Origin of the sequence: Mycobacterium sp. M23085 (assembly GCF_045343915.1) — a bacterium.
Classification (GTDB): domain Bacteria; phylum Actinomycetota; class Actinomycetes; order Mycobacteriales; family Mycobacteriaceae; genus Mycobacterium.
The window spans coordinates 3,098,586-3,118,967 of sequence record NZ_CP174280.1; the positions used below are offsets into that span (position 1 = coordinate 3,098,586).

The 20,382-nt window shown below is 65.7% G+C and carries 19 protein-coding genes, 2 tRNA genes and 1 pseudogene; 11 read left to right on the forward strand and 11 right to left on the reverse strand.

Annotation, left to right across the window (positions count from 1 at the left end; translation table 11 throughout):
- Nucleotides 1–170: 170 nt before the first annotated feature.
- The 8 genes and pseudogenes from ACIUM1_RS14220 to rpmH form a co-directional block, all read right to left on the reverse strand.
- A complete protein-coding gene (locus ACIUM1_RS14220) occupies nucleotides 171–1,157 on the reverse strand; it encodes a ParB/RepB/Spo0J family partition protein (RefSeq protein ID WP_406813333.1) in 987 nt (328 codons plus the stop codon).
- A 23-nt stretch (nucleotides 1,158–1,180) separates the two neighbouring features.
- Nucleotides 1,181–2,166, reverse strand: a pseudogene (locus tag ACIUM1_RS14225) (ParA family protein).
- Between the two features lie 12 nt (nucleotides 2,167–2,178).
- The gene (rsmG, locus tag ACIUM1_RS14230) at nucleotides 2,179–2,919 is read right to left on the reverse strand and encodes a 16S rRNA (guanine(527)-N(7))-methyltransferase RsmG (RefSeq protein WP_406813334.1); all 741 of its coding nucleotides are present in this window, start codon (nucleotides 2,917–2,919) and stop codon (nucleotides 2,179–2,181) included.
- 81 nt (nucleotides 2,920–3,000) lie between these two features.
- Nucleotides 3,001–3,567: a protein jag gene (locus tag ACIUM1_RS14235; protein WP_406813335.1), complete on the reverse strand. Its 567-nt coding sequence runs from the start codon at nucleotides 3,565–3,567 to the stop codon at nucleotides 3,001–3,003.
- Between the two features lie 81 nt (nucleotides 3,568–3,648).
- Entirely contained in the window at nucleotides 3,649–4,785 is a 1,137-nt protein-coding gene (yidC, locus tag ACIUM1_RS14240; RefSeq protein WP_406813336.1) for a membrane protein insertase YidC, read from the reverse strand.
- Entirely contained in the window at nucleotides 4,727–5,062 is a 336-nt protein-coding gene (yidD, locus tag ACIUM1_RS14245; protein ID WP_406813337.1) for a membrane protein insertion efficiency factor YidD, read from the reverse strand. The genes yidC and yidD overlap by 59 nt, the downstream gene beginning before the upstream one ends.
- Entirely contained in the window at nucleotides 5,059–5,418 is a 360-nt protein-coding gene (gene rnpA / locus ACIUM1_RS14250; RefSeq protein ID WP_406813338.1) for a ribonuclease P protein component, read from the reverse strand. Before rnpA ends, yidD begins: the two co-directional genes overlap by 4 nt.
- Before the next feature lie 23 nt (nucleotides 5,419–5,441).
- Nucleotides 5,442–5,585, reverse strand: a complete 144-nt coding sequence (rpmH, locus tag ACIUM1_RS14255; protein ID WP_003874369.1) for a 50S ribosomal protein L34 — start codon at nucleotides 5,583–5,585, stop codon at nucleotides 5,442–5,444.
- 596 nt (nucleotides 5,586–6,181) lie between these two features.
- Here rpmH and dnaA point away from each other — a divergent pair.
- The 9 genes from dnaA (at nucleotide 6,182) to ACIUM1_RS14300 (ending at nucleotide 17,429) form a co-directional block, all read left to right on the forward strand.
- On the forward strand, nucleotides 6,182–7,717 hold the full coding sequence (gene dnaA / locus ACIUM1_RS14260) for a chromosomal replication initiator protein DnaA (protein ID WP_406813339.1): 1,536 nt from the start codon (nucleotides 6,182–6,184) through the stop codon (nucleotides 7,715–7,717).
- Between the two features lie 569 nt (nucleotides 7,718–8,286).
- Nucleotides 8,287–9,486 carry a DNA polymerase III subunit beta gene (dnaN, locus tag ACIUM1_RS14265; protein WP_406813340.1) on the forward strand — a complete coding sequence of 400 codons (1,200 nt, stop codon included), beginning with the start codon at nucleotides 8,287–8,289 and terminating at the stop codon, nucleotides 9,484–9,486.
- Nucleotides 9,487–10,644, forward strand: coding sequence for a DNA replication/repair protein RecF (gene recF / locus ACIUM1_RS14270; protein ID WP_406813341.1), 1,158 nt, complete (start codon nucleotides 9,487–9,489; stop codon nucleotides 10,642–10,644).
- On the forward strand, nucleotides 10,641–11,198 hold the full coding sequence (locus ACIUM1_RS14275; protein WP_406813342.1) for a DUF721 family protein: 558 nt from the start codon (nucleotides 10,641–10,643) through the stop codon (nucleotides 11,196–11,198). Before recF ends, ACIUM1_RS14275 begins: the two co-directional genes overlap by 4 nt.
- Nucleotides 11,199–11,455: 257 nt before the next feature.
- Nucleotides 11,456–13,489, forward strand: coding sequence for a DNA topoisomerase (ATP-hydrolyzing) subunit B (gene gyrB, locus ACIUM1_RS14280; protein ID WP_406813343.1), 2,034 nt, complete (start codon nucleotides 11,456–11,458; stop codon nucleotides 13,487–13,489).
- Between the two features lie 42 nt (nucleotides 13,490–13,531).
- Nucleotides 13,532–16,051, forward strand: coding sequence for a DNA gyrase subunit A (gene gyrA, locus ACIUM1_RS14285; protein ID WP_406813344.1), 2,520 nt, complete (start codon nucleotides 13,532–13,534; stop codon nucleotides 16,049–16,051).
- Between the two features lie 146 nt (nucleotides 16,052–16,197).
- Nucleotides 16,198–17,064 carry a DUF3566 domain-containing protein gene (locus ACIUM1_RS14290; protein ID WP_406813345.1) on the forward strand — a complete coding sequence of 289 codons (867 nt, stop codon included), beginning with the start codon at nucleotides 16,198–16,200 and terminating at the stop codon, nucleotides 17,062–17,064.
- A gap of 70 nt (nucleotides 17,065–17,134) precedes the next feature.
- Nucleotides 17,135–17,208, forward strand: a tRNA-Ile gene (locus ACIUM1_RS14295).
- 148 nt (nucleotides 17,209–17,356) lie between these two features.
- Nucleotides 17,357–17,429, forward strand: a tRNA-Ala gene (locus ACIUM1_RS14300).
- A 26-nt stretch (nucleotides 17,430–17,455) separates the two neighbouring features.
- On the opposite strand, the gene cwsA is transcribed toward ACIUM1_RS14300, so the two are convergent.
- Entirely contained in the window at nucleotides 17,456–17,890 is a 435-nt protein-coding gene (gene cwsA, locus ACIUM1_RS14305; protein ID WP_406813346.1) for a cell wall synthesis protein CwsA, read from the reverse strand.
- Between the two features lie 171 nt (nucleotides 17,891–18,061).
- Between cwsA and ACIUM1_RS14310 the strand changes: the two genes are divergently transcribed.
- Nucleotides 18,062–18,610 (forward strand): peptidylprolyl isomerase, encoded by a 549-nt coding sequence (locus ACIUM1_RS14310; RefSeq protein WP_406813347.1) that lies wholly within the window; start codon nucleotides 18,062–18,064, stop codon nucleotides 18,608–18,610.
- Nucleotides 18,611–18,634: 24 nt separating this feature from the next.
- Here ACIUM1_RS14310 and ACIUM1_RS14315 read toward each other — a convergent pair whose 3' ends face one another.
- Both ACIUM1_RS14315 and crgA read right to left on the reverse strand, forming a co-directional pair.
- Complete coding sequence (locus ACIUM1_RS14315; protein WP_406813348.1) at nucleotides 18,635–19,060, reverse strand: PH domain-containing protein; 426 nt, start codon at nucleotides 19,058–19,060, stop codon at nucleotides 18,635–18,637.
- Nucleotides 19,061–19,215: 155 nt separating this feature from the next.
- Nucleotides 19,216–19,497: a cell division protein CrgA gene (gene crgA / locus ACIUM1_RS14320; protein WP_225329889.1), complete on the reverse strand. Its 282-nt coding sequence runs from the start codon at nucleotides 19,495–19,497 to the stop codon at nucleotides 19,216–19,218.
- Nucleotides 19,498–19,626: 129 nt separating this feature from the next.
- Here crgA and ACIUM1_RS14325 point away from each other — a divergent pair, with 129 nt between their 5' ends.
- The gene (locus ACIUM1_RS14325) at nucleotides 19,627–20,370 is read left to right on the forward strand and encodes a DUF881 domain-containing protein (protein WP_406813349.1); all 744 of its coding nucleotides are present in this window, start codon (nucleotides 19,627–19,629) and stop codon (nucleotides 20,368–20,370) included.
- Nucleotides 20,371–20,382 lie beyond the last annotated feature (12 nt).

Genomic DNA, 20,382 nt, shown 5'->3' on the forward strand with positions numbered 1-20,382 from the left:
CCACCGGGCTTGACGCGCCCGCACGGCCGCCGGTCGGCGGCCGCGCCGTCCCTGTTATCGAAAGTTGTTGATGCGCATCTTGTTTCGTCGAGGCGGAGCATCCGCGAAACCCGGGTCTCCGGCAAAAACGTCGCTGATGTCACAGTGACGTAATTACACGGTGTCCCAGTTCATGCCTTCGGCGGGGACATTACGTCGATGATCCGCTGAAGGTCGTCCACCGAACCGAACTCGACCACAATCTTGCCCTTGCGTTTGCCCAGACTGACCGTCACCCGGGTATCGAAGGCGGTGGACAGCTTGTCGGCAACGTCTTGCAGACCCGGCATCTGGATCGGCTTGCGCCGCGGGGCCGTCGGCGTGGCCGCGCCGCCCCGATTGGCCAACGTGACCGCTTCCTCGGTGGCCCGCACGGACAGTCCCTCGGCGACGATCCGGGTGGCCAGCTCCTCCTGCGCTTCGGGGCCGGCTTCGAGCGACAGCAGTGCTCGCGCATGGCCGGCGGACAGCACGCCGGCGGCCACCCGCCGCTGCACTGCGATCGGCAACTTGAGCAACCGGATCATGTTGGTGATCAACGGGCGGGACCGGCCGATCCGCGCCGCCAGTTCATCGTGGGTGACACCGAATTCGTCGAGCAGCTGTTGGTAGGCGGCCGCCTCTTCCAACGGGTTCAGCTGCACCCGGTGGATGTTCTCCAACAGGGCGTCGCGCAGTAGGTCGTCGTCACCCGTCTCGCGCACGATGGCGGGGATGGTCGCCATGCCGGCTTCCTGAGCCGCGCGCCAACGCCGCTCCCCCATCACGATCTGGTAACGCGCGCTGCTCGACGAATCTTTGACGGCTCGCACCACGATCGGCTGCAGGAGGCCGAACTCGCGGATGGAGTGCACCAATTCCGACAGCGCTTCCTCGTCGAAGACCTGCCGTGGCTGACGCGGATTGCGTTCGATGTCGGCGGGCGCGATCTCGCGATAGACCGCGCCCACCGAGGACGCGTCCTGCGCCGGCGGTCCCCCGATCAAGACGTCGGCGGCGGCGGCGCCCATCCGCGGGCCGAGCGTTGCCGGTCCGGAGTCACCCTCCGCGGGGCCGGTCGGAATAAGCGATGCCAGGCCCCGGCCGAGGCCACCCTTCTTGCGTAACGGCTGCGTCATGGTCGTCCCTTCGCGGATGGTGGTCAATCGCGCTCGGCGAGTTCGCGGCTCGCATCGAGATAGCTCATCGCCCCGCGTGATCCGGGGTCGTAATCGATGATGGTCATGCTGTAGCCCGGCGCCTCGGAAACCTTGACGCTGCGCGGGATCACCGTGCGCAGCACCTTGCTTCCAAAGTATCGACGTACTTCCTCGGCGACCTGGTCCGCGAGCTTGGTGCGGCCGTCGTACATGGTCAGCACCACGGTGGTGACCTCAAGCTGCGGATTGAGATGGGCCTTCACCATCTCGATGTTGCGCATCAACTGCGAGACACCCTCGAGCGCGTAGTACTCGCACTGGATCGGGATCATGACTTCCGGCGCCGCGACGAGAGCATTAATGGTCAGCAGCCCGAGCGATGGCGGGCAGTCGATGAACACGCAGTCGAAGTCAAGACTCTCGAGGTCGGCCAGCGCGGTGCGCAACCTGTTCTCGCGGGCCACCATGCTGACCAATTCGATTTCCGCACCCGCCAGATCGATCGTCGCCGGGACGCAGAACAGCCGCTGGTTGTGCGGGCTCTGCCGCACCGCGTCGTGCACCGCAACCTCGCCCAGCAAGACCTCGTACGAGGAGGGTGTGCCGGATTGGCGGTCGGTGATGCCGAGCGCCGTGCTCGCGTTGCCCTGAGGGTCGAGGTCGATGACGAGGGTCTTGAGTCCTTGCAGCGCGAGCGCGGCGGCGAGGTTGACGGCGGTGGTCGTCTTGCCGACCCCGCCCTTCTGATTCGCGACGGTGAAGACGCGGCGATGAGACGGCCGGCGCAGCGGTGGGTAGGTGGTGTGCAGCACCCGCATCGCCCGCTCGGCGGCCGCCCCGATCGGCGTGTCAAAGTCTGATGTTTCACGTGAAACATTCGGCAGATCGGTGGGCGCGGACTCGATCGGCGGCGCGCCGGAGGTGTCTGGACTCGCCGGCGCTGCCGCTCGGTCGACGTTCGCCGGTGCCTGGGGAGCCACCGGCCAATCTCCTGAAGAAGTCATCGGGTTCGGGCCTTCCCGGTCCGTGCCGGCTTGTGGTGCGGCGGCTTTCCGCGGCGCGCTGAAACTACGGTTGCGGGGGGACGCAAATAGTTCGCGCCACATGTCACCACCCTGACATCAGTGGCGCCCGATGCTGCCATCACACGCCGATACTGTTCAACTTCGTCGATTGCCCGCTCCCCCTTGATGGCAAGCATCCGCCCGTCGGGCCGAAGTAACGGCAAGCTCCACTTCGTCAGCTTGTCCAATGACGCAACCGCTCGCGACACCGCAGCATCCCGCTCCCCGAACCGGTTGCGCACCGCCGGTTCTTCCGCCCGGCCTCGGACCACCTCGACGGCTAACCCTAGTTCGTCGACGACCTCGTTGAGAAATTCGCTACGCCGCAGCAGGGGTTCGAGCAAGACGACGTCGAGGTCGGGCCGCGCGATCGCCAACGGAATCCCTGGCAGGCCCGCCCCACTGCCGATGTCGATGATGCGCTCGCCCCGTCCAAGCAGCTCGGCGAGCGCGGCGCTATTGAGTACGTGACGCTCCCAAATGCGGTCGGCTTCCCGTGGGCCGAGCAGCCCTCGCTCCACCCCGGCCGTGGCGAGCAGCTCCGCATACCGCTGCGCGGTTCCGAGCCGCTCCGCGAAGACACCGGCCGGGGGGCCCGGGGCGGCGCCGAGCCGGGCAGCCTCTCCTGGCGGGCCCACCTCGGCATCGAGAGGACGGACATGTTTCACGTGAAACATCCTCTAGTTGGAGCGTGCACTTTCAACCTTCGGAGGCCGGGCGGACGACAGGAACTACACGGCTGTAACTCTGGGCTGCGGTCAGTCGCGCAGGACGACGACGCGGCGCGCGGGCTCGACGCCTTCGCTCTCGCTGTGCACACCCGACACCGCGGCGACGGCATCGTGGACGATCTTGCGTTCGAACGGGGTCATGGGCGCGAGCTCTTCGCGTTCGCCGGATTCCAGCACCCGGCGCGCGACCTTGTCGCCCAGCGCGGCCAGTTCCTCCCGGCGCCGCCGGCGCCAGCTCGCGATGTCGAGCATCAACCGGCTCCGCACTCCGGTCTTCTGGTGCACCGCCAGTCGGGTGAGTTCCTGCAGCGCGTCGAGCACCTCGCCGCCGCGGCCCACCAACTTGTTCAAGTCGTCACTGCCATCGATGCTCACGATGGCGCGGCTGCCCTCGACGTCCAAGTCGATGTCGCCGTCGAAGTCCAACAGATCCAACAACTCTTCGAGGTAGTCGCCGGCTATCTCGCCCTCTGCGACCAACCTCTCCTCCAGGTCGTCGATTTCCTCCGTGCCGGAGTCCGCAGCATCTTCCGCGCTCGATTGCGGGTCCAGGTCTGTGTCAACGTCGCGCTCGGTGGTGTCAGCGTCTGCCATGCTTTTCTCCCTCATTCCATGGGCCCCAGCCCAAATGGGGTCACCCGGTCCGGGCGGCCCCGATAGCTATTCCCCGCCGTATCAGCGTTTGCGCTTTTTCGGTCGCGCCCCGGGCCGCGGTGTCCGGTTGGTCGGGCCGTCGCTGGCGCCGCCCGCCGGTCCGGCCTCCGCATCGGACTCCGTCGTCGCGGAACCAATTGAGTCGGTGCCGCCGCCGGCCGTGGCGGAACCATTTCCGCCCGGTGATGCCGCCTTGGGGTTGCGCTTGGGTTTGACTCCCGGTGCCGGAGCGTTCGCGGCCCGGCGCTGGATCGCTTCCTGCTTCTTGGCTTCGTCCTCTTTTTCGATCATCCCGAAGACGTAATGCTGCTGCCCGAAGGTCCAGATGTTGTTCGCAAACCAGTACAGGATGATCGCCAGCGGAAGGAACGGCCCACCGACCACCACGCCGAGCGGGAACACGTACAGCGCGAGCTTGTTCATCATCGCGGTCTGCGGGTTCGCCGCCGCCTCCGGGCTTTGCCGCGCCACCGATGCCCGGCTGTTGAAGTACGTGGCGACCCCGGCCAGGATCATCACCGGCAGGCCCACCGCGATCACGGCCGGCCGGCTGAAGTGGGTGAACGCGTCCAACCCGGTGCGCTGGGTCATGAAGGCGCCGATCGGTGCGCCGAACAAGTTGGCGTCCAGGAAGTGCCCGACATCGGTCGGGGTGAAGACGTAGTTTCCGGTGAGGCGGTTCTGTGCCACCGACAGGTGGGGCTGACCGAAGCCGCCGGTGGTTCGGTTGAACGAGCGCAGCACGTGGTACAGGCCGATGAACACCGGGATCTGCGCCAACATCGGCAGGCAGCCAAGGATGGGGTTGAAGCCGTGTTCGCGCTGAAGCTTCTGCATCTCGAGCGCCATGCGCTGGCGATCCTTGCCGTACTTTTTCTGCAGGGCCTTGATCTGCGGTTGCAGCTCCTGCATCTGCCGTGTGGTGCGGATCTGCCGGACGAACGGCTTGTAGAGCAGGGCGCGCAGGCTGAAGACCAAGAACATCACCGACAGCGCCCAGGCGAAGAAGTTGGACGGCCCCAGCATGGCGGCGAACAACTTGTACCAAACCCACATGATCCACGACACCGGGTAGTAGACGAAGTCGAGGCTGAAAAAATCAAACAAAAGATACACTCTCCCCTCGCGCCGTCCGGACAGTCCGGGCGCCGCTGGCATCTTGGCAATTCACGTGGCTTTCGGGGCGGTCCGGTATCGGATCCCATCCGCCGTCATGCCATGGTCCGCATTTGGCGAGTCTGGCGACAGCCAGCCAGCTCCCCCGAATCAAGCCGTACTCGGTGAGCGCGTCGACCGCGTACTGGCTGCAGGTTGGAACGAAGCGACACGTCGCCGGACGTAGCGGCGACACCATATGCCGGTACAGCTGGATCAGGAAAATCACGCCCTGCGCCGCGGTTCTTCCAGCCGTCCGGGTGAACGCTGGTGCCGTCACGACTTCCTCCCGGCCGCGGCCGCGCGGCGCAAGCACCGGCGCAGTTCCTGTTCGAGCCGGGCCGAGGACGCGGTGCGGCTGCTGGGCAGTGCGCGGATCACCAACTGATCGGATTCGCCCAGGTCACTGAGCAGGGCGCGGGCCACATGCCGCAGCCGACGCGAGACCCGGTGGCGTTCCACCGCGGATCCGACGGGCTTGCCCACCACCAATCCGACGCGCGGCGCGCTGTGCTCGCCGTGTTCCTCTCCGCGGCGAAGGTGCACGACGACGTCGGGCTGTGCCAGACGAATCCCGTGCTTCACCGTCGCGTCAAAGTCAATTGACCGCGTCATGCGGTTGCGTGCGGGAAGCACCGCCGACAGACCTGACGTTGCGATCAGGCAGAGAGCGCGCGGCGGCCCTTGCGGCGCCGGCCGGACACGATCGCGCGTCCGGCACGAGTGCGCATCCGCAGGCGGAAGCCATGCACGCGGGCTCGGCGCCGGTTATTCGGCTGGAAGGTCCGCTTGCCCTTGGCCACGACGTTCTCCTCGTTGTGTTGCCACCGGCCGCTCAGACGTTTCGCATCGGGCTCGTCTGCGGTTCGACCGGAGGTGGTCTTGGTGCTGCTGGCCGGCGCGGTCCCCAGGTGTTTCGGGTCGCAGCCGTATCGCCGACTTTCGGGCGACTGTTTGAGGGTACTGACGAGGCTTCGCCTGGTCAAACCTGGCCTGGCGCAACGAAGCCCCGCAGAGCCATCACGAAGATTTCCGTTTCGGTCACACACGCCGCGGACGTGGCTACCATAACGAGCCGAAGCAAGCCCTATGTACCCCAAACGACCCGATTGGAATGCAGCAGAACTGTTGGCAGCCGAACGGAAAACTGTTAGCTTCTGCGAAGTCGTTTTAGACTGAAGCAGCGCTCGACAACGAAGCGAGGATGGTGGATCTACTAGCTGCCTAGACAACCTCTCGAGGTTCTCTTCCAGCCCGCAGATCGCGAGCCGTCGCCGGTAGGTTGTGGCTCACCGAAGATCATCCTGTCCACACCTGTGTATAACTATGTGGACAGTTGCTTTGTCGCCAAGTGTGTGTGACTCGGGTCGGGACGTTCGAGAACCAGGGAGATGCGTCGTTGACCGATGACCCCGGTTCCAGTTTCACGACAGTGTGGAATGCGGTCGTTTCCGAGCTCAACGGGGAGACCACCGCGGACGGTATGGCCGCCAACCGCACGACTCTGGTCACTCCCCTCACGCCGCAGCAAAGGGCCTGGCTGAATCTGGTCCGCCCGCTGACCATCGTCGAGGGATTTGCTCTGCTGTCGGTGCCGAGCAGTTTCGTGCAAAACGAGATCGAACGACACCTGCGGGCCCCGATCACCGATGCGCTCAGCCGCCGGCTCGGGCAGCAGATCCAACTCGGCGTGCGCATCGCTCCCCCGCCCGACGACGTTGACGACGCACTCATCCCGCCGGCGGAACCCTTTCCCGGAACCGACTCCTCCTTCCCCGTCGACGCCGCGTCCGTCGACACCGAGGAAGCTTTCGAGAACAGCGAGACCGTCAGCGACAACCAGCCGGGCTGGCCCAACTACTTCACCGAGCGGCCACACGCGATCGATCCGGCCGTCGCCGCCGGCACGAGCCTCAACCGGCGCTACACCTTCGACACGTTTGTCATCGGCGCCTCCAACCGGTTCGCCCACGCCGCCGCGCTGGCCATTGCCGAAGCGCCGGCCCGGGCTTACAACCCGTTGTTCATCTGGGGCGAGTCGGGTCTCGGCAAGACGCACCTGTTGCACGCCGCCGGCAATTACGCGCAGCGGCTCTTCCCCGGGATGCGGGTCAAGTACGTCTCCACCGAGGAATTCACCAACGATTTCATCAACTCGCTTCGCGACGACCGCAAGGTCGCGTTCAAACGCAGCTATCGCGATGTCGACGTGCTGCTGGTCGATGACATTCAGTTCATCGAGGGCAAGGAAGGCATCCAGGAAGAGTTCTTCCACACCTTCAACACGCTGCATAACGCCAACAAGCAGATCGTCATCTCCTCGGACCGCCCGCCCAAACAGCTGGCCACGCTGGAAGACCGGCTCAGAACGCGGTTCGAGTGGGGCTTGATCACCGATGTGCAGCCCCCGGAGCTGGAAACCCGCATCGCCATCTTGCGGAAAAAAGCCCAGATGGAGCGGCTGGCCGTCCCCGACGACGTCCTCGAGCTGATCGCCAGCAGCATCGAACGCAACATTCGCGAGCTCGAAGGCGCCCTGATCCGGGTGACCGCGTTCGCCTCGCTGAACAAAACGCCGATCGACAAGTCGCTGGCCGAGATCGTGTTGCGCGACCTGATCGCCGACGCCAGCACCATGCAGATCAGCGCGGCGACCATCATGGCGGCCACCGCCGAGTACTTCGACACCACCGTGGAAGAGCTTCGCGGCCCGGGCAAGACCCGGGCGCTGGCCCAGTCGCGCCAGATCGCCATGTATCTGTGCCGCGAACTCACCGACCTTTCACTGCCCAAGATCGGGCAGGCATTCGGCCGCGACCACACCACGGTCATGTATGCGCAGCGCAAGATCCTCTCCGAGATGGCCGAGCGCCGTGAGGTTTTTGATCACGTCAAGGAACTCACCACTCGCATCCGCCAGCGCTCCAAGCGCTGAGTTCAGCTGCTCCCGCAACGCTCGAGCGCCGTTTTTCGGGCTTTCGCCGGCCCGGCTTGCAATTTTTTTCGAAAAACTTCGCGCCCACCTGTCACATCCGCCACACCGATGGCATGTGTGCAGGACTGTGCACAACGCAATCAAACGCCGGTGCAGTAACACGGTTTGCGTGCACAAGCGTCATTCGTCCCCACCCGCCCAACACATCACCCACAGGCATTCACCCCGCGATGCACAGCCCGATCGCGCCGCTAGCTGCGCCGAGACGGTGCTGTCCCCAGAATGCACAGGCCTTAATACTGGTACTGAGATCTCTTCATCGGTTCTTCTTTGAAATACAGGCTTGGGGACGCGCGGTGCACACCCGTGGTCTCAGCCACGGTCAGCCCGGGTTGTCGGGGTTTGCGATTAGCTTTCAAGATGGCGTCGGAGGATCTACGGTTGTTCTTCGACTGCCGTTGCGGTCGTCGTTGGCATCACCTGTCATCGGCGTCTCGTAGCGGAGCCCCGTGCTAGCGGGGGGAGGCTAGCCAAGGGATTCGAAAACGCTGAGTAGGTGAAGGGACGCTATGGACGCGGCGACGACAACGGCTGGCCTCAGCGACTTGAAATTTCGTTTGGTGCGGGAGTCTTTCGCGGATGCGGTGTCATGGGTGGCGAAGAACCTGCCGTCCAGGCCTGCGGTGCCGGTGCTTTCCGGTGTCCTGTTGTCCGGAACCGATGAAGGCCTGACCATCTCGGGATTCGATTACGAGGTTTCCGCCGAAGCGCAGGTTGCAGCCGAAATAGCTTCTCCGGGAAGCGTTTTGGTATCCGGTCGATTGCTGTCGGACATCGTGCGGGCACTGCCGAACAAGCCGATCGACTTCTACGTCGACGGTAACCGGGTGGCGCTGCACTGCGGGAACGCCCGGTTCTCGTTGCCGACGATGGCGGTCGAGGATTACCCGACGTTGCCGGCGCTGCCGGAAGAAACCGGGACCCTGCCCGCCGATCTGTTCGCCGAGGCGATCAGCCAGGTCGCCATCGCGGCCGGGCGTGATGACACGTTGCCGATGCTGACCGGGATCAGGGTTGAGATTTCGGGTGACACGGTGGTTTTGGCCGCGACCGACAGGTTCCGCTTGGCGGTCCGCGAGCTGACCTGGTCGGCGGCCTCGCCCGACATCGAAGCCGCGGTCTTGGTCCCGGCCAAGACGCTGGCCGAAGCCGCCCGGACCGGCGCCGACGGCTCCGAGGTCCGGTTGTCATTGGGCGCGGGTTCGGGCGTCGGAAAAGACGGGTTGCTCGGCATCAGCGGGAACGGCAAGCGCAGCACCACGCGTCTGCTCGACGCGGAATTCCCGAAGTTCCGCCAGCTGTTGCCCGCCGAGCACACCGCGGTCGCGACCATCAACGTGGCGGAGCTGACCGAGGCCATCAAACTGGTCGCGCTGGTAGCCGACCGGGGTGCCCAGGTGCGGATGGAATTCAGCGAGGGGTCGCTGCGGCTGTCGGCCGGCGCCGATGATGTCGGCCGGGCCGAGGAAGACCTGGCGGTCGACTTTGTCGGCGAGCCGTTGACGATCGCCTTCAACCCGACCTATTTGACCGACGGATTGGGATCGGTCCATTCCGAGCGAGTGTCGTTCGGCTTCACCACTCCGGGCAAGCCGGCGTTGCTGCGCCCGGCGCTCAATGACGACAGCCACCCGACCGGCGCGGGCCCCTACAGCGCCCTGCCGACCGATTACGTCTACCTGTTGATGCCCGTCCGGTTGCCTGGCTAGGTGTACGTCCGTCATTTGGGACTGCGCGATTTCCGGTCCTGGGCACACGCCGACCTCGAGTTGCAGCCTGGTCGGACGGTGTTCATCGGATCAAACGGGTTCGGGAAGACGAATCTGCTTGAGGCGCTGTGGTATTCGAGCACATTGAGTTCGCATCGGGTGGGAACGGATGCGCCGCTGATCCGCAACGGAGCTGACCGCGCGGTGGTCTCCACGATCGTGGTCAATGAGGGCAGGGAGTGCGCGGTCGATCTGGAGATCGCCGCCGGCCGGGCCAACAAGGCGCGGCTGAACCGCTCACCGGTGCGCAGTACGCGCGAAGTGATCGGCGTGTTGCGCGCGGTGTTGTTTGCTCCCGAAGACCTGTCCCTGGTGCGGGGTGATCCGTCCGACCGGCGCCGCTACCTCGACGATTTGGCGACGGTGCGCCGCCCGGCGGTGGCCGCGGTGCGCGCGGACTACGACAAAGTCCTGCGGCAGCGCACGGCGCTGCTGAAATCCCTGTCCGGTGCCCGCTACCGCGGCGACCGCAGCGCGCTGGACACGCTGGACGTGTGGGACAGCCGTCTGGCCGAACACGGCGCCCAATTGATGGCCGCCCGTATCGATTTGGTGAATCAGTTGGCACCGCAGGTGGAGAAGGCCTATCAGCTGCTGGCGCCGGGGTCACGGGCCGCCTCCATCAGTTATCGATCCAGCCTGGGCGCTGAGGTCGCGGCTCAGCTCGCCGGCGCCGATCGCGAATTTCTGGAAGCCGCCTTGCTGGCGGCATCGTCGGCGCGCCGCGATGCGGAGTTGGAACGCGGCATGTGCCTGGTCGGCCCGCACCGCGACGACTTGGAGCTGTGGCTCGGCGACCAGCCTGCGAAAGGCTTTGCCAGCCATGGGGAGTCGTGGTCGTTCGCGCTGTCGCTGCGGCTGGCCGCCTACGAACTGTTGCGGGCCGAAGAAAGCGAACCCGTGTTGTTGCTCGACGACGTGTTCGCCGAACTGGACACCGCCCGGCGCCGCGCCCTGGCCACGGTGGCCGAGTCGGCCGAACAAGTGTTGGTCACCGCGGCGGTGCTCGAAGATATTCCGACCGGATGGGAAGCCCGTCAGGTTCACGTCGACTTACGCGACAGTGACTCCGGCCGGGTATCGGAGATGAGCTCGTGACCGGCACGGATGACAACCCACGTCCGATCGAGGCGACGAGCTCGTTGAGTGGGATCGATCTGGTCAGGCGCACCCTCGAGGAGGCGCGTGCGGCCGCCCGGGCGCAGGGGAAAGACGCCGGTCGTGGCCGCGCGGCGGCTCCCGCCCCGCGCCGTGTGGCCGGCCAGCGGCGCAGTTGGTCGGGGCCAGGGCCCGACATGCGCGACCCGCAGCCCCTCGGGAGCCTGGCGCGTGACCTGGCGAAAAAACGGGGATGGTCCGCGCAGGTCGCCGAGGGTACGGTGCTGGGTAATTGGGCGACGGTCGTCGGCCATCAGATCGCCGATCATGCCTCTCCGACCGCGCTGAACGACGGCGTGCTGAGTGTGGCCGCTGAATCGACGGCGTGGGCCACCCAGTTGCGGATGATTCAGTCGCAGTTACTGGCCAAGATCGCCGCCGCCGTCGGCAACGGAGTGGTGACGTCGCTGAAAATCACCGGCCCGGCTGCGCCGTCCTGGCGCAAAGGGCCGCGTCATATCGCTGGACGGGGCCCCCGCGACACCTACGGGTAGGGAGTTCGATGCCCGCTGCCGATACCCCCGGCCAGCGGTTCATCCACAGCCCCTGAAATCGGCCAGGACGACGCGGACCCCCTCGACGCACGTCGGGACGCGGCCAGAATAAAGAAATCGTGCGCACGGCGCGGTTAGCTGGGTAGAAACGCGCCCAGAAAATCGGTGCGGAGCGCTGGTCACGCTAGACTGGCAGTATGCGACTGTAGCGGTGACTGGAACCGCCCGCATGAAACCCCAAGGAGAGCATTCCGACCGTGGCTGCCCAGAAGAAGAAGGCGCAAGACGAATACGGCGCTTCAGCGATCACCGTGCTTGAAGGCCTGGAGGCCGTCCGCAAACGCCCCGGTATGTACATCGGGTCTACCGGTGAGCGTGGTCTGCACCACCTCATCTGGGAGGTGGTCGACAACTCGGTCGACGAGGCGATGGCCGGTTACGCCGACAGGGTCGACGTCCGCATTCTCGGCGACGGCAGCGTCGAGGTCTCCGACAACGGGCGCGGCATCCCGGTGGCGATGCACGCGACCGGCGCCCCCACTGTCGACGTGGTGATGACGCAGCTTCACGCCGGCGGCAAGTTCGGTGGCGAGAACAGTGGTTACAACGTCAGTGGTGGTCTGCACGGCGTCGGTGTGTCGGTGGTCAACGCGCTGTCGACCCGGTTGGAGGTGGACATCGCCCGCGACGGCCACGAGTGGTCGCAGTATTACGACCGCGCCGTGCCCGGGACCCTCAAGCAGGGTGAGGCCACCAAGCGCACCGGCACCACGATCCGGTTCTGGGCCGATCCCGAGATCTTCGAGACCACTGAGTACGACTTCGAGACGGTCGCGCGCCGGCTGCAAGAGATGGCGTTTTTGAACAAGGGGTTGACGATCAACCTCACCGACGAGCGGGTGAGTAACGAAGAGGTCGTCGACGAGGTGGTCAGCGACACCGCCGAGGCTCCCAAGACTGCGGAGGAGAAAGCCGCGGAATCCACTGCGCCGCATAAGGTTAAGCACCGCACCTTCCACTACCCCGGTGGGCTCGTCGACTTCGTCAAGCACATCAACCGGACCAAGAGCCCAATTCAGCAGAGCATCATCGACTTCGACGGCAAGGGTCCGGGCCACGAGGTCGAGATCGCGATGCAGTGGAACGGTGGCTACTCGGAATCGGTGCACACCTTCGCCAACACCATCAACACCCACGAGGGTGGCACCCACGAAGAGGGATTCCGCAGCGCGCTGACCACGGTGGTCAACAAGTACGCCAAAGACAAGAAGCTGCTGAAGGACAAGGATCCGAACCTCACCGGAGACGACATCCGCGAGGGCCTGGCCGCGGTGATCTCGGTGAAGGTCAGCGAACCGCAGTTCGAGGGCCAGACCAAGACCAAACTGGGCAACACCGAAGTGAAGTCGTTCGTGCAGAAGGTCTGCAACGAACAACTGACGCACTGGTTCGAGGCCAACCCCGCCGACGCGAAGGTTGTGGTCAACAAGGCGGTGTCGTCGGCGCAGGCCCGTATCGCCGCGCGCAAGGCGCGAGAGTTGGTGCGCCGCAAGAGCGCCACGGATCTCGGCGGGCTGCCGGGCAAGCTCGCCGACTGCCGTTCCACCGATCCCCGTAAGTCCGAACTGTATGTGGTGGAGGGCGACTCGGCCGGCGGCTCGGCCAAGAGCGGCCGCGACTCGATGTTCCAGGCCATCCTGCCGTTGCGCGGCAAGATCATCAACGTCGAAAAGGCGCGCATCGACCGCGTTCTGAAGAACACCGAAGTCCAGGCGATCATCACCGCGCTGGGCACCGGCATTCACGACGAGTTCGACATCACCAAGCTGCGCTATCACAAGATCGTGCTGATGGCCGACGCCGACGTTGACGGCCAGCACATTTCGACGTTGTTGTTGACGTTGCTGTTCCGCTTCATGCGGCCGCTGATCGAACACGGGCACGTGTTCTTGGCGCAACCGCCGCTGTACAAGCTGAAGTGGCAGCGCAGCGATCCCGAATTCGCCTACTCCGACCGCGAACGCGACGGTCTGCTGGAGGCCGGGCAGAAGGCCGGCAAGAAGATCAATAAGGACGACGGGATCCAGCGCTACAAAGGTCTCGGCGAGATGGACGCCAAGGAACTGTGGGAAACCACCATGGATCCCACCGTCCGGGTGCTCCGCCAGGTGACACTGGACGACGCCGCCGCCGCCGACGAGTTGTTCTCCATCCTGATGGGCGAGGACGTCGATGCGCGCCGCAGCTTTATCACCCGTAATGCCAAGGACGTTCGCTTCCTGGACGTCTGAGCGATCAGACCGGCCAGGAGCTGACCAACCAACGAGGAATACATGACTGACACCACGCTGCCGCCAGGTGACGACTCCGTCGACCGGATCCAGCCTGTCGACATCCAGCAGGAGATGCAGCGCAGCTACATCGATTACGCCATGAGCGTCATCGTCGGCCGCGCGCTGCCCGAGGTGCGCGACGGTCTCAAGCCGGTGCACCGCCGGGTGCTCTATGCGATGTATGACTCCGGGTTCCGCCCGGACCGCAGCCACGCCAAGTCGGCGCGCTCGGTCGCCGAGACGATGGGTAACTACCACCCGCACGGCGACGCATCGATCTACGACACCCTGGTGCGGATGGCGCAGCCCTGGTCGCTGCGCTACCCACTGGTCGACGGGCAGGGCAACTTCGGCTCCCCCGGGAACGACCCGCCAGCAGCCATGCGGTACACCGAGGCGCGGCTGACGCCGCTCGCGATGGAGATGCTGCGTGAAATCGACGAGGAGACAGTCGATTTCATTCCTAACTATGACGGTCGTGTGCAAGAGCCGACCGTGCTGCCCAGCCGGTTCCCCAACCTGCTGGCGAACGGGTCGGGCGGCATCGCGGTCGGCATGGCGACCAACATCCCACCGCACAACCTGCGCGAGCTGGCCGAGGCCGTGTACTGGTGCCTGGACAATCACGAGGCCGACGAAGAGGCCACCCTGGCCGCGGTCTGCGAGCGGGTCAAGGGTCCGGACTTCCCAACTCACGGCCTGATCGTCGGTTCGCAAGGCATCCACGACGCCTACACCACCGGCCGCGGGTCCATCCGGATGCGCGGAGTCGTTGAGGTGGAGGAAGATTCACGCGGTCGCACCTCGCTGGTGATCACCGAACTGCCGTACCAGGTGAACCACGACAACTTCATCACCTCGATCGCCGAACAGGTCCGCGACGGCAAGCTGGCCGGCATCTCCAACATCGAAGACCAGTCCAGCGACCGCGTTGGTCTGCGCATCGTGGTGGAGATCAAACGCGACGCCGTCGCCAAGGTGGTGCTCAACAACCTCTACAAGCACACCCAGCTGCAGACCAGTTTCGGCGCGAACATGCTCTCGATCGTCGACGGGGTGCCGCGCACGCTGCGGCTCGACCAGATGATCCGCTACTACGTCGCGCACCAATTGGACGTCATCGTCCGGCGCACCACCTACCGGTTGCGCAAGGCCAACGAACGCGCGCACATCTTGCGCGGTCTGGTCAAAGCGCTCGACGCGCTCGACGAGGTCATCGCCCTGATTCGCGCGTCGGAGACCGTCGAGATCGCCCGCGCAGGCCTGATCGAGCTGCTGGATATCGACGAAATCCAGGCCCAGGCGATCCTGGACATGCAGCTGCGCCGGTTGGCGGCCCTGGAACGCCAGCGCATCATCGACGACCTGGCCAAGATCGAAGCCGAGATCGCGGACCTGGAAGACATCCTGGCCAAGCCGGAGCGGCAGCGCCGGATCGTGCACGACGAGTTGTCCGAGATCGTCGACAAGCACGGTGACGAGCGTCGTACCCGGATCATCGCCGCGGACGGTGACGTCAACGACGAGGACCTGATCGCCCGCGAGGACGTCGTCGTCACCATTACCGAAACGGGCTACGCCAAGCGCACCAAGACCGACCTGTACCGCAGTCAGAAACGCGGCGGCAAGGGCGTACAGGGCGCGGGTCTCAAGCAGGACGACATCGTGCGGCACTTCTTCGTGTGCTCCACGCACGATTGGATCCTGTTCTTCACCACGCAGGGCCGCGTCTACCGCGCCAAGGCATACGAACTGCCGGAGGCATCGAGAACCGCTCGCGGTCAGCACGTCGCCAACCTGCTGGCGTTCCAGCCCGAGGAGCGCATCGCGCAGGTCATCCAGATCCGCAGCTACGAGGACGCCCCCTACCTGGTGCTGGCGACCCGTAACGGTCTGGTGAAAAAGACCAAGTTGACCGACTTCGACTCCAACCGCTCGGGCGGAATCGTGGCGATCAACCTGCGCGACAACGACGAGCTCGTCGGCGCGGTGCTCTGCTCCGCCGACGAGGATCTGCTGCTGGTTTCGGCCAACGGCCAGTCCATCCGGTTCTCGGCGACCGACGAAGCGCTGCGACCGATGGGCCGCGCCACCTCGGGCGTGCAGGGCATGCGGTTCAACGCCGACGACTACCTGTTGTCGCTCAACGTCGTCCGCGAGGGCACCTACCTCCTGGTCGCGACGTCGGGTGGATACGCCAAACGCACCGCGATCGAGGAGTATCCGGTGCAGGGCCGCGGCGGCAAGGGCGTCCTGACGGTGATGTACGACCGCCGGCGTGGCAGGCTGGTTGGTGCGTTGATCGTCGATGAGGACAGCGAGCTGTACGCAATCACCTCGGGGGGCGGCGTCATCCGCACCACAGCGGGCCAGGTCCGCAAGGCGGGACGGCAGACCAAGGGCGTGCGCCTGATGAACCTGGGTGAGGAGAACACACTGTTGGCTATCGCGCGCAACGCCGAGGAAAACGCGGACGAAGTCGTCGAGGAAAGCGCCGGCTCCGCGGAGTCGGACAGCTAGTGGCGCCGAGCCACTAGACTCAGCCCGATGACGATGCGGGCCGCTGCGCGGCCCGCGAAGGAGCCGGGCAATTAGACTCAGCCCGACCAGACATAATGCGACTGCCACCGCGTTTGCGGCCATGGTAGGAGACTGAAGGAGTCGGGGTGACCTCACCGAACGAGCCGGGCGCCCCCAACAAGGGGGACGGCCCCAACGGGGATGGTTCGGTCGAGCGTGCCGGTGTGCGCCGCGCGGCGCCGCCCGCACAGGGTGGCCGCACCCAGGAGGGCGGCGACGGACCACCCTGGCAGCGCGGCGGTGCCCGGCCCCAGCCGCCGGGCCCTCGACAGCATGAACCGCCGACCGAGAAGCGGCCATCCGGCCAGGCCGGCGGCGTCGAAGCCCGGCTGAACCGGTTCATCTCCGGCACCGCGGCGCCGGGCTCGCCGGCACATGCCAAGGAGCCGGAGCCCGGGCGTGGCGAAGGATCGACGACGGAGGCCTACGCGAGCGAGCTGCCGGATCTGTCCGGTCCCTCGCCGCGCGGCCCGCACCGCAAGCCCGCCCCGGACCGGCCCGCGGAGTCGTCGGGCGCGTCGGGAGCCGGGCGTGCGGCCGAAAGCCGCGACGGCCGCGACAACCGGGTGCAGGTGTCCCGGCGCACGCGGGGCCCGGTGCGCGCGAGCATGCAGATCCGCCGCATCGACCCGTGGAGCACGTTGAAGGTGTCGCTGCTGCTCTCGGTGGCGTTGTTCTTCGTCTGGATGATCGCCGTCGCGTTTCTCTACCTGGTGCTCGGCGGCATGGGGGTGTGGTCGAAGCTGAACAGCAACGTCGGCGACTTGTTGAACAACACCAGCGGCAGCAGCGGCGAACTGGTATCCAGCGGCACGATTTTCGGCGGCGCCGTCCTGATCGGCTTGGTCAACATCGTGCTGCTGACCGCGATGGCCACCATCGCCGCGTTCGTCTACAACCTGACGACCGACCTGATCGGCGGCGTCGAGGTGACATTGGCGGACCGCGACTAGCGTCGATGCTGCGCTTTTGGGAGTCGGGCGAGGATTGCGGTAATCTCGTCGCTCGGCCGTACGCGAGTACGGGCCTATAGCTCAGGCGGTTAGAGCGCTTCGCTGATAACGAAGAGGTCGGAGGTTCGAGTCCTCCTAGGCCCACAACCATGTGCCCGTCAAGACGTTGCGTAAGACTCGCACTGCCGCTGGGACTTATCGCCGTATTGGCAGCGGTGGCGTGGTCACGACGTGGAGTCGAGGTCTGGCACGTGGCCGTGGATGACCAAGGTCAACCACTCAGTCACGATGAGGGGCCTTAGCTCAGTTGGTAGAGCACCGCCTTTGCAAGGCGGGTGTCAGGGGTTCGATTCCCCTAGGCTCCACAAATGCGGTTAGCTGTGCGCTGAGGTTACGGGCGCGGCTGCACGTCGACGCTGGGTGGCCGCGACTGAGGCTCCTGCGGCTTCGCCCGCACCGAACGCCGGACGAGGCTGAACGCGACGGCGCCCCCCGCGAGGACCGCGACGGCGACCCCGGCAAAGACCAACGGCCGCTTGTTGCGGCGCTGGGCCCGGCGCGCGTCCTGCAGCGCCTGGGGCAGGCTGGTGACCACTTCCTGCGCGGCGGCCAGCTCCTGGGCCAGGGTTTCCTGGGCCGCGGCCAAGTCTCGGGCCAGGCGCCCCTCTTGGTAGTGGCGACGCAGCTGCGAGGCGGTCGACTGTGCGGACTGGACGCCGAGACCGACCACTCCGCGGGTGACGTCCACCGGTCCCTGCGCCGAATAGCTCAGGCCGCGGGTCAGCCGCTGCCGCGGGGTTAGCCGGGGTTCGGTCTTTGCGCGCATCTGTCGCCTTTCTGTCCCGCTGGTAGAGCCCGCCGCGAAGCCGGCCCACGACTAATCCGGTATCCGAACAGACTGCCAGCATAGGGACGTCGGGGTCCGGCGGGTGCGCCCGCCGCGTTTTCCATGGGCGTTCGTCTTGGGTGACACCGGGTGCGGGGACGCCCGCGCGTAGTGGCACACTTTGATGCCGTGACTAACAGCCCCTTTCAGACTGCGACCGCGACGCTCCACACCAACCGCGGCGACATCAAGGTTGCGCTATTCGGTAACCACGCGCCCAAGACCGTCGCCAACTTCGTTGGCCTCGCGCAGGGCACCAAGGAGTACTCGACGCAGAACGCATCGGGAGGCTCTTCCGGCCCCTTCTACGATGGCGCGGTCTTTCACCGGGTGATCCGGGGCTTCATGATCCAGGGCGGTGACCCGACCGGAACCGGTCGCGGCGGCCCGGGCTACAAGTTCGCCGACGAGTTCCACCCCGAACTGCAATTCGACAAGCCCTACCTGCTGGCCATGGCGAACGCGGGCCCGGGGACCAACGGCTCCCAGTTCTTCATCACGGTCGGCCAGACCCCGCACCTGAACCGGCGCCACACGATCTTCGGCGAGGTGACCGACCCGGAGTCGCAGAAGGTCGTCGACGCGATCGCCACGACGGGCACCGACGGCAACGACCGGCCCACCGAGCCCGTCGTGATCGAGTCGATCACCATCTCCTGACCCCGGCGGGACGTCGCGGTCAGATCAGCCCTGCTGACGGCCGGCGTAGCCCGCAGCCGTGAGCGCGTCGAGTACCTCCAACGGATCCGTCCCAAGGTCCCAGCGGGACAAGAGCACCAGATCGCCGTCGGCCGTCTCGACCTCGAGCATCCGCACCTTGCGTGCATAGCGGCGGAACTCGATGATGCGGATGATCTTGATCTCGGAATGCTGCAATACCTGCGTCCGAAACCAGCCGCGGAGCAGCAGGCCGCCGGGTGTGATTGCCAGCTTGGGACGCGCCCGCCACGACACGCCGGCAAACACGATCAGACCCGCCGCGGCAACGCCGGCCAGAATCCGCCCCGGCGCATCTGTGACCACCGTCACAGCGGCGATAGCCATCAAAAGGCCCGCGGCGCCACAACCAGCGATTCCGGCCGTGTGCGGTTCCCATTGTGTTTGCTGCATGAGCTCCTTAGCCCCTCCCACCACGGCCTATGCAGTTATCCACATCAGCTATCAACAGTGGGGATAAATCACACGCGTGTGATTGGGTGGTTACAAAGTTGCTGACGCAGCGACGAACCGGGCCAAAAATGAATTCATTTCGTTGACCGTCCTGCTCAGTGCCAGCGCATCGTGAGCAACAAGCCGGTAATCATGAAAGCGAACGCGATGGCGTAGTTCCACGGACCCAACTGCGCCATCCAATTAAGGGCGGTCGGTGCCTGGGTCCCGACGGCGGCCAATTGAAACACCATCAGCCACACCAGGCCGATCAGCATGAGACCGATGAACAGCGCGACGAACCACACGCTCGAGGGTCCGACCTTGACTTTCACCGGAGTGCGGCTGACCGCACTGACGGTGAAGTCGTTCTTCTTACGGACCTTGGACTTGGGCATGATTACCTCGCGGATTACCTCAACGACACGGTGAGCGGGACGGGGTGCAACGATAAACACTGCAGCTGCACCCATAGCTTGGCTACGAGACTAACTCACTCGGGGCGATGACCAGGAAATGGAGAGGCGATGAGCCAGACGCGCCGGTCGCCATGGCGCTTGGGCGTCCCGGTCGTGTGCCTGCTGGCCGGACTGTTGCTCGCCGCCACCCACGGAGTCTCCGGCGGCGCGGAAATCCGGCGCAGCGACGCCCCCCGGCTGGTGGACCTGGTCCGCGAAACCCAGGCCTCGGTGAACCGTCTCAACGCCCAGCGCGAGCAGCTGGCGGGCAAGATCGACGCCGCACACGGGCGGTCGTCGGACGCCGCGCTGGCGGCCATGCTGCGCCGCTCCAGCCAGCTCGCCGGGGAGGCGGGGATGAGCCCGGTGCACGGGCCGGGCCTGACGGTCACCCTCGCGGATGCGCAGCGTGACGCCAATGGCCGTTTCCCCCGCGATGCATCCCCCGACGACTTGGTGGTGCACCAACAAGACATCCAGGCCGTGCTCAACGCGCTGTGGAGCGCCGGGGCCGAGGCGATTCAGATGCAAGACCAGCGGATCATCGCCACCTCGGTGCCCCGCTGCGTCGGCAACACTTTGCTGCTGAACGGGCGCACCTACAGCCCGCCGTACACGATCACCGCGATCGGCAACGCGACGGCCATGCAGGCCGCCCTCGCCGCGGCCCCCCTGGTGATCCTCTACAAGCAGTACGTCGTTCGGTTCGGCCTCGGCTACCAGGAAGAGGTCAAGCCCGACGTGCAGCTGGTGGGTCATTTCGAGCCCGACCGGCTGCATTTCGCGCAGCCCAACGGCCCGATCGGCTACTGACGCCTACTGACC

Coding starts and splice junctions, on each gene's coding strand:
- ACIUM1_RS14220 (WP_406813333.1), bottom strand. CDS start 1,157: ATGACGCAGCCGTTACGCAAGAAGGGTGGCCTCGGCCGGGGCCTGGCA.
- rsmG (WP_406813334.1), bottom strand. CDS start 2,919: ATGTTTCACGTGAAACATGTCCGTCCTCTCGATGCCGAGGTGGGCCCG.
- ACIUM1_RS14235 (WP_406813335.1), bottom strand. CDS start 3,567: ATGGCAGACGCTGACACCACCGAGCGCGACGTTGACACAGACCTGGAC.
- yidC (WP_406813336.1), bottom strand. CDS start 4,785: ATGCCAGCGGCGCCCGGACTGTCCGGACGGCGCGAGGGGAGAGTGTAT.
- dnaN (WP_406813340.1), top strand. CDS start 8,287: ATGGACGCGGCGACGACAACGGCTGGCCTCAGCGACTTGAAATTTCGT.
- gyrA (WP_406813344.1), top strand. CDS start 13,532: ATGACTGACACCACGCTGCCGCCAGGTGACGACTCCGTCGACCGGATC.
- cwsA (WP_406813346.1), bottom strand. CDS start 17,890: ATGCGCGCAAAGACCGAACCCCGGCTAACCCCGCGGCAGCGGCTGACC.
- ACIUM1_RS14315 (WP_406813348.1), bottom strand. CDS start 19,060: ATGCAGCAAACACAATGGGAACCGCACACGGCCGGAATCGCTGGTTGT.
- crgA (WP_225329889.1), bottom strand. CDS start 19,497: ATGCCCAAGTCCAAGGTCCGTAAGAAGAACGACTTCACCGTCAGTGCG.
- ACIUM1_RS14325 (WP_406813349.1), top strand. CDS start 19,627: ATGAGCCAGACGCGCCGGTCGCCATGGCGCTTGGGCGTCCCGGTCGTG.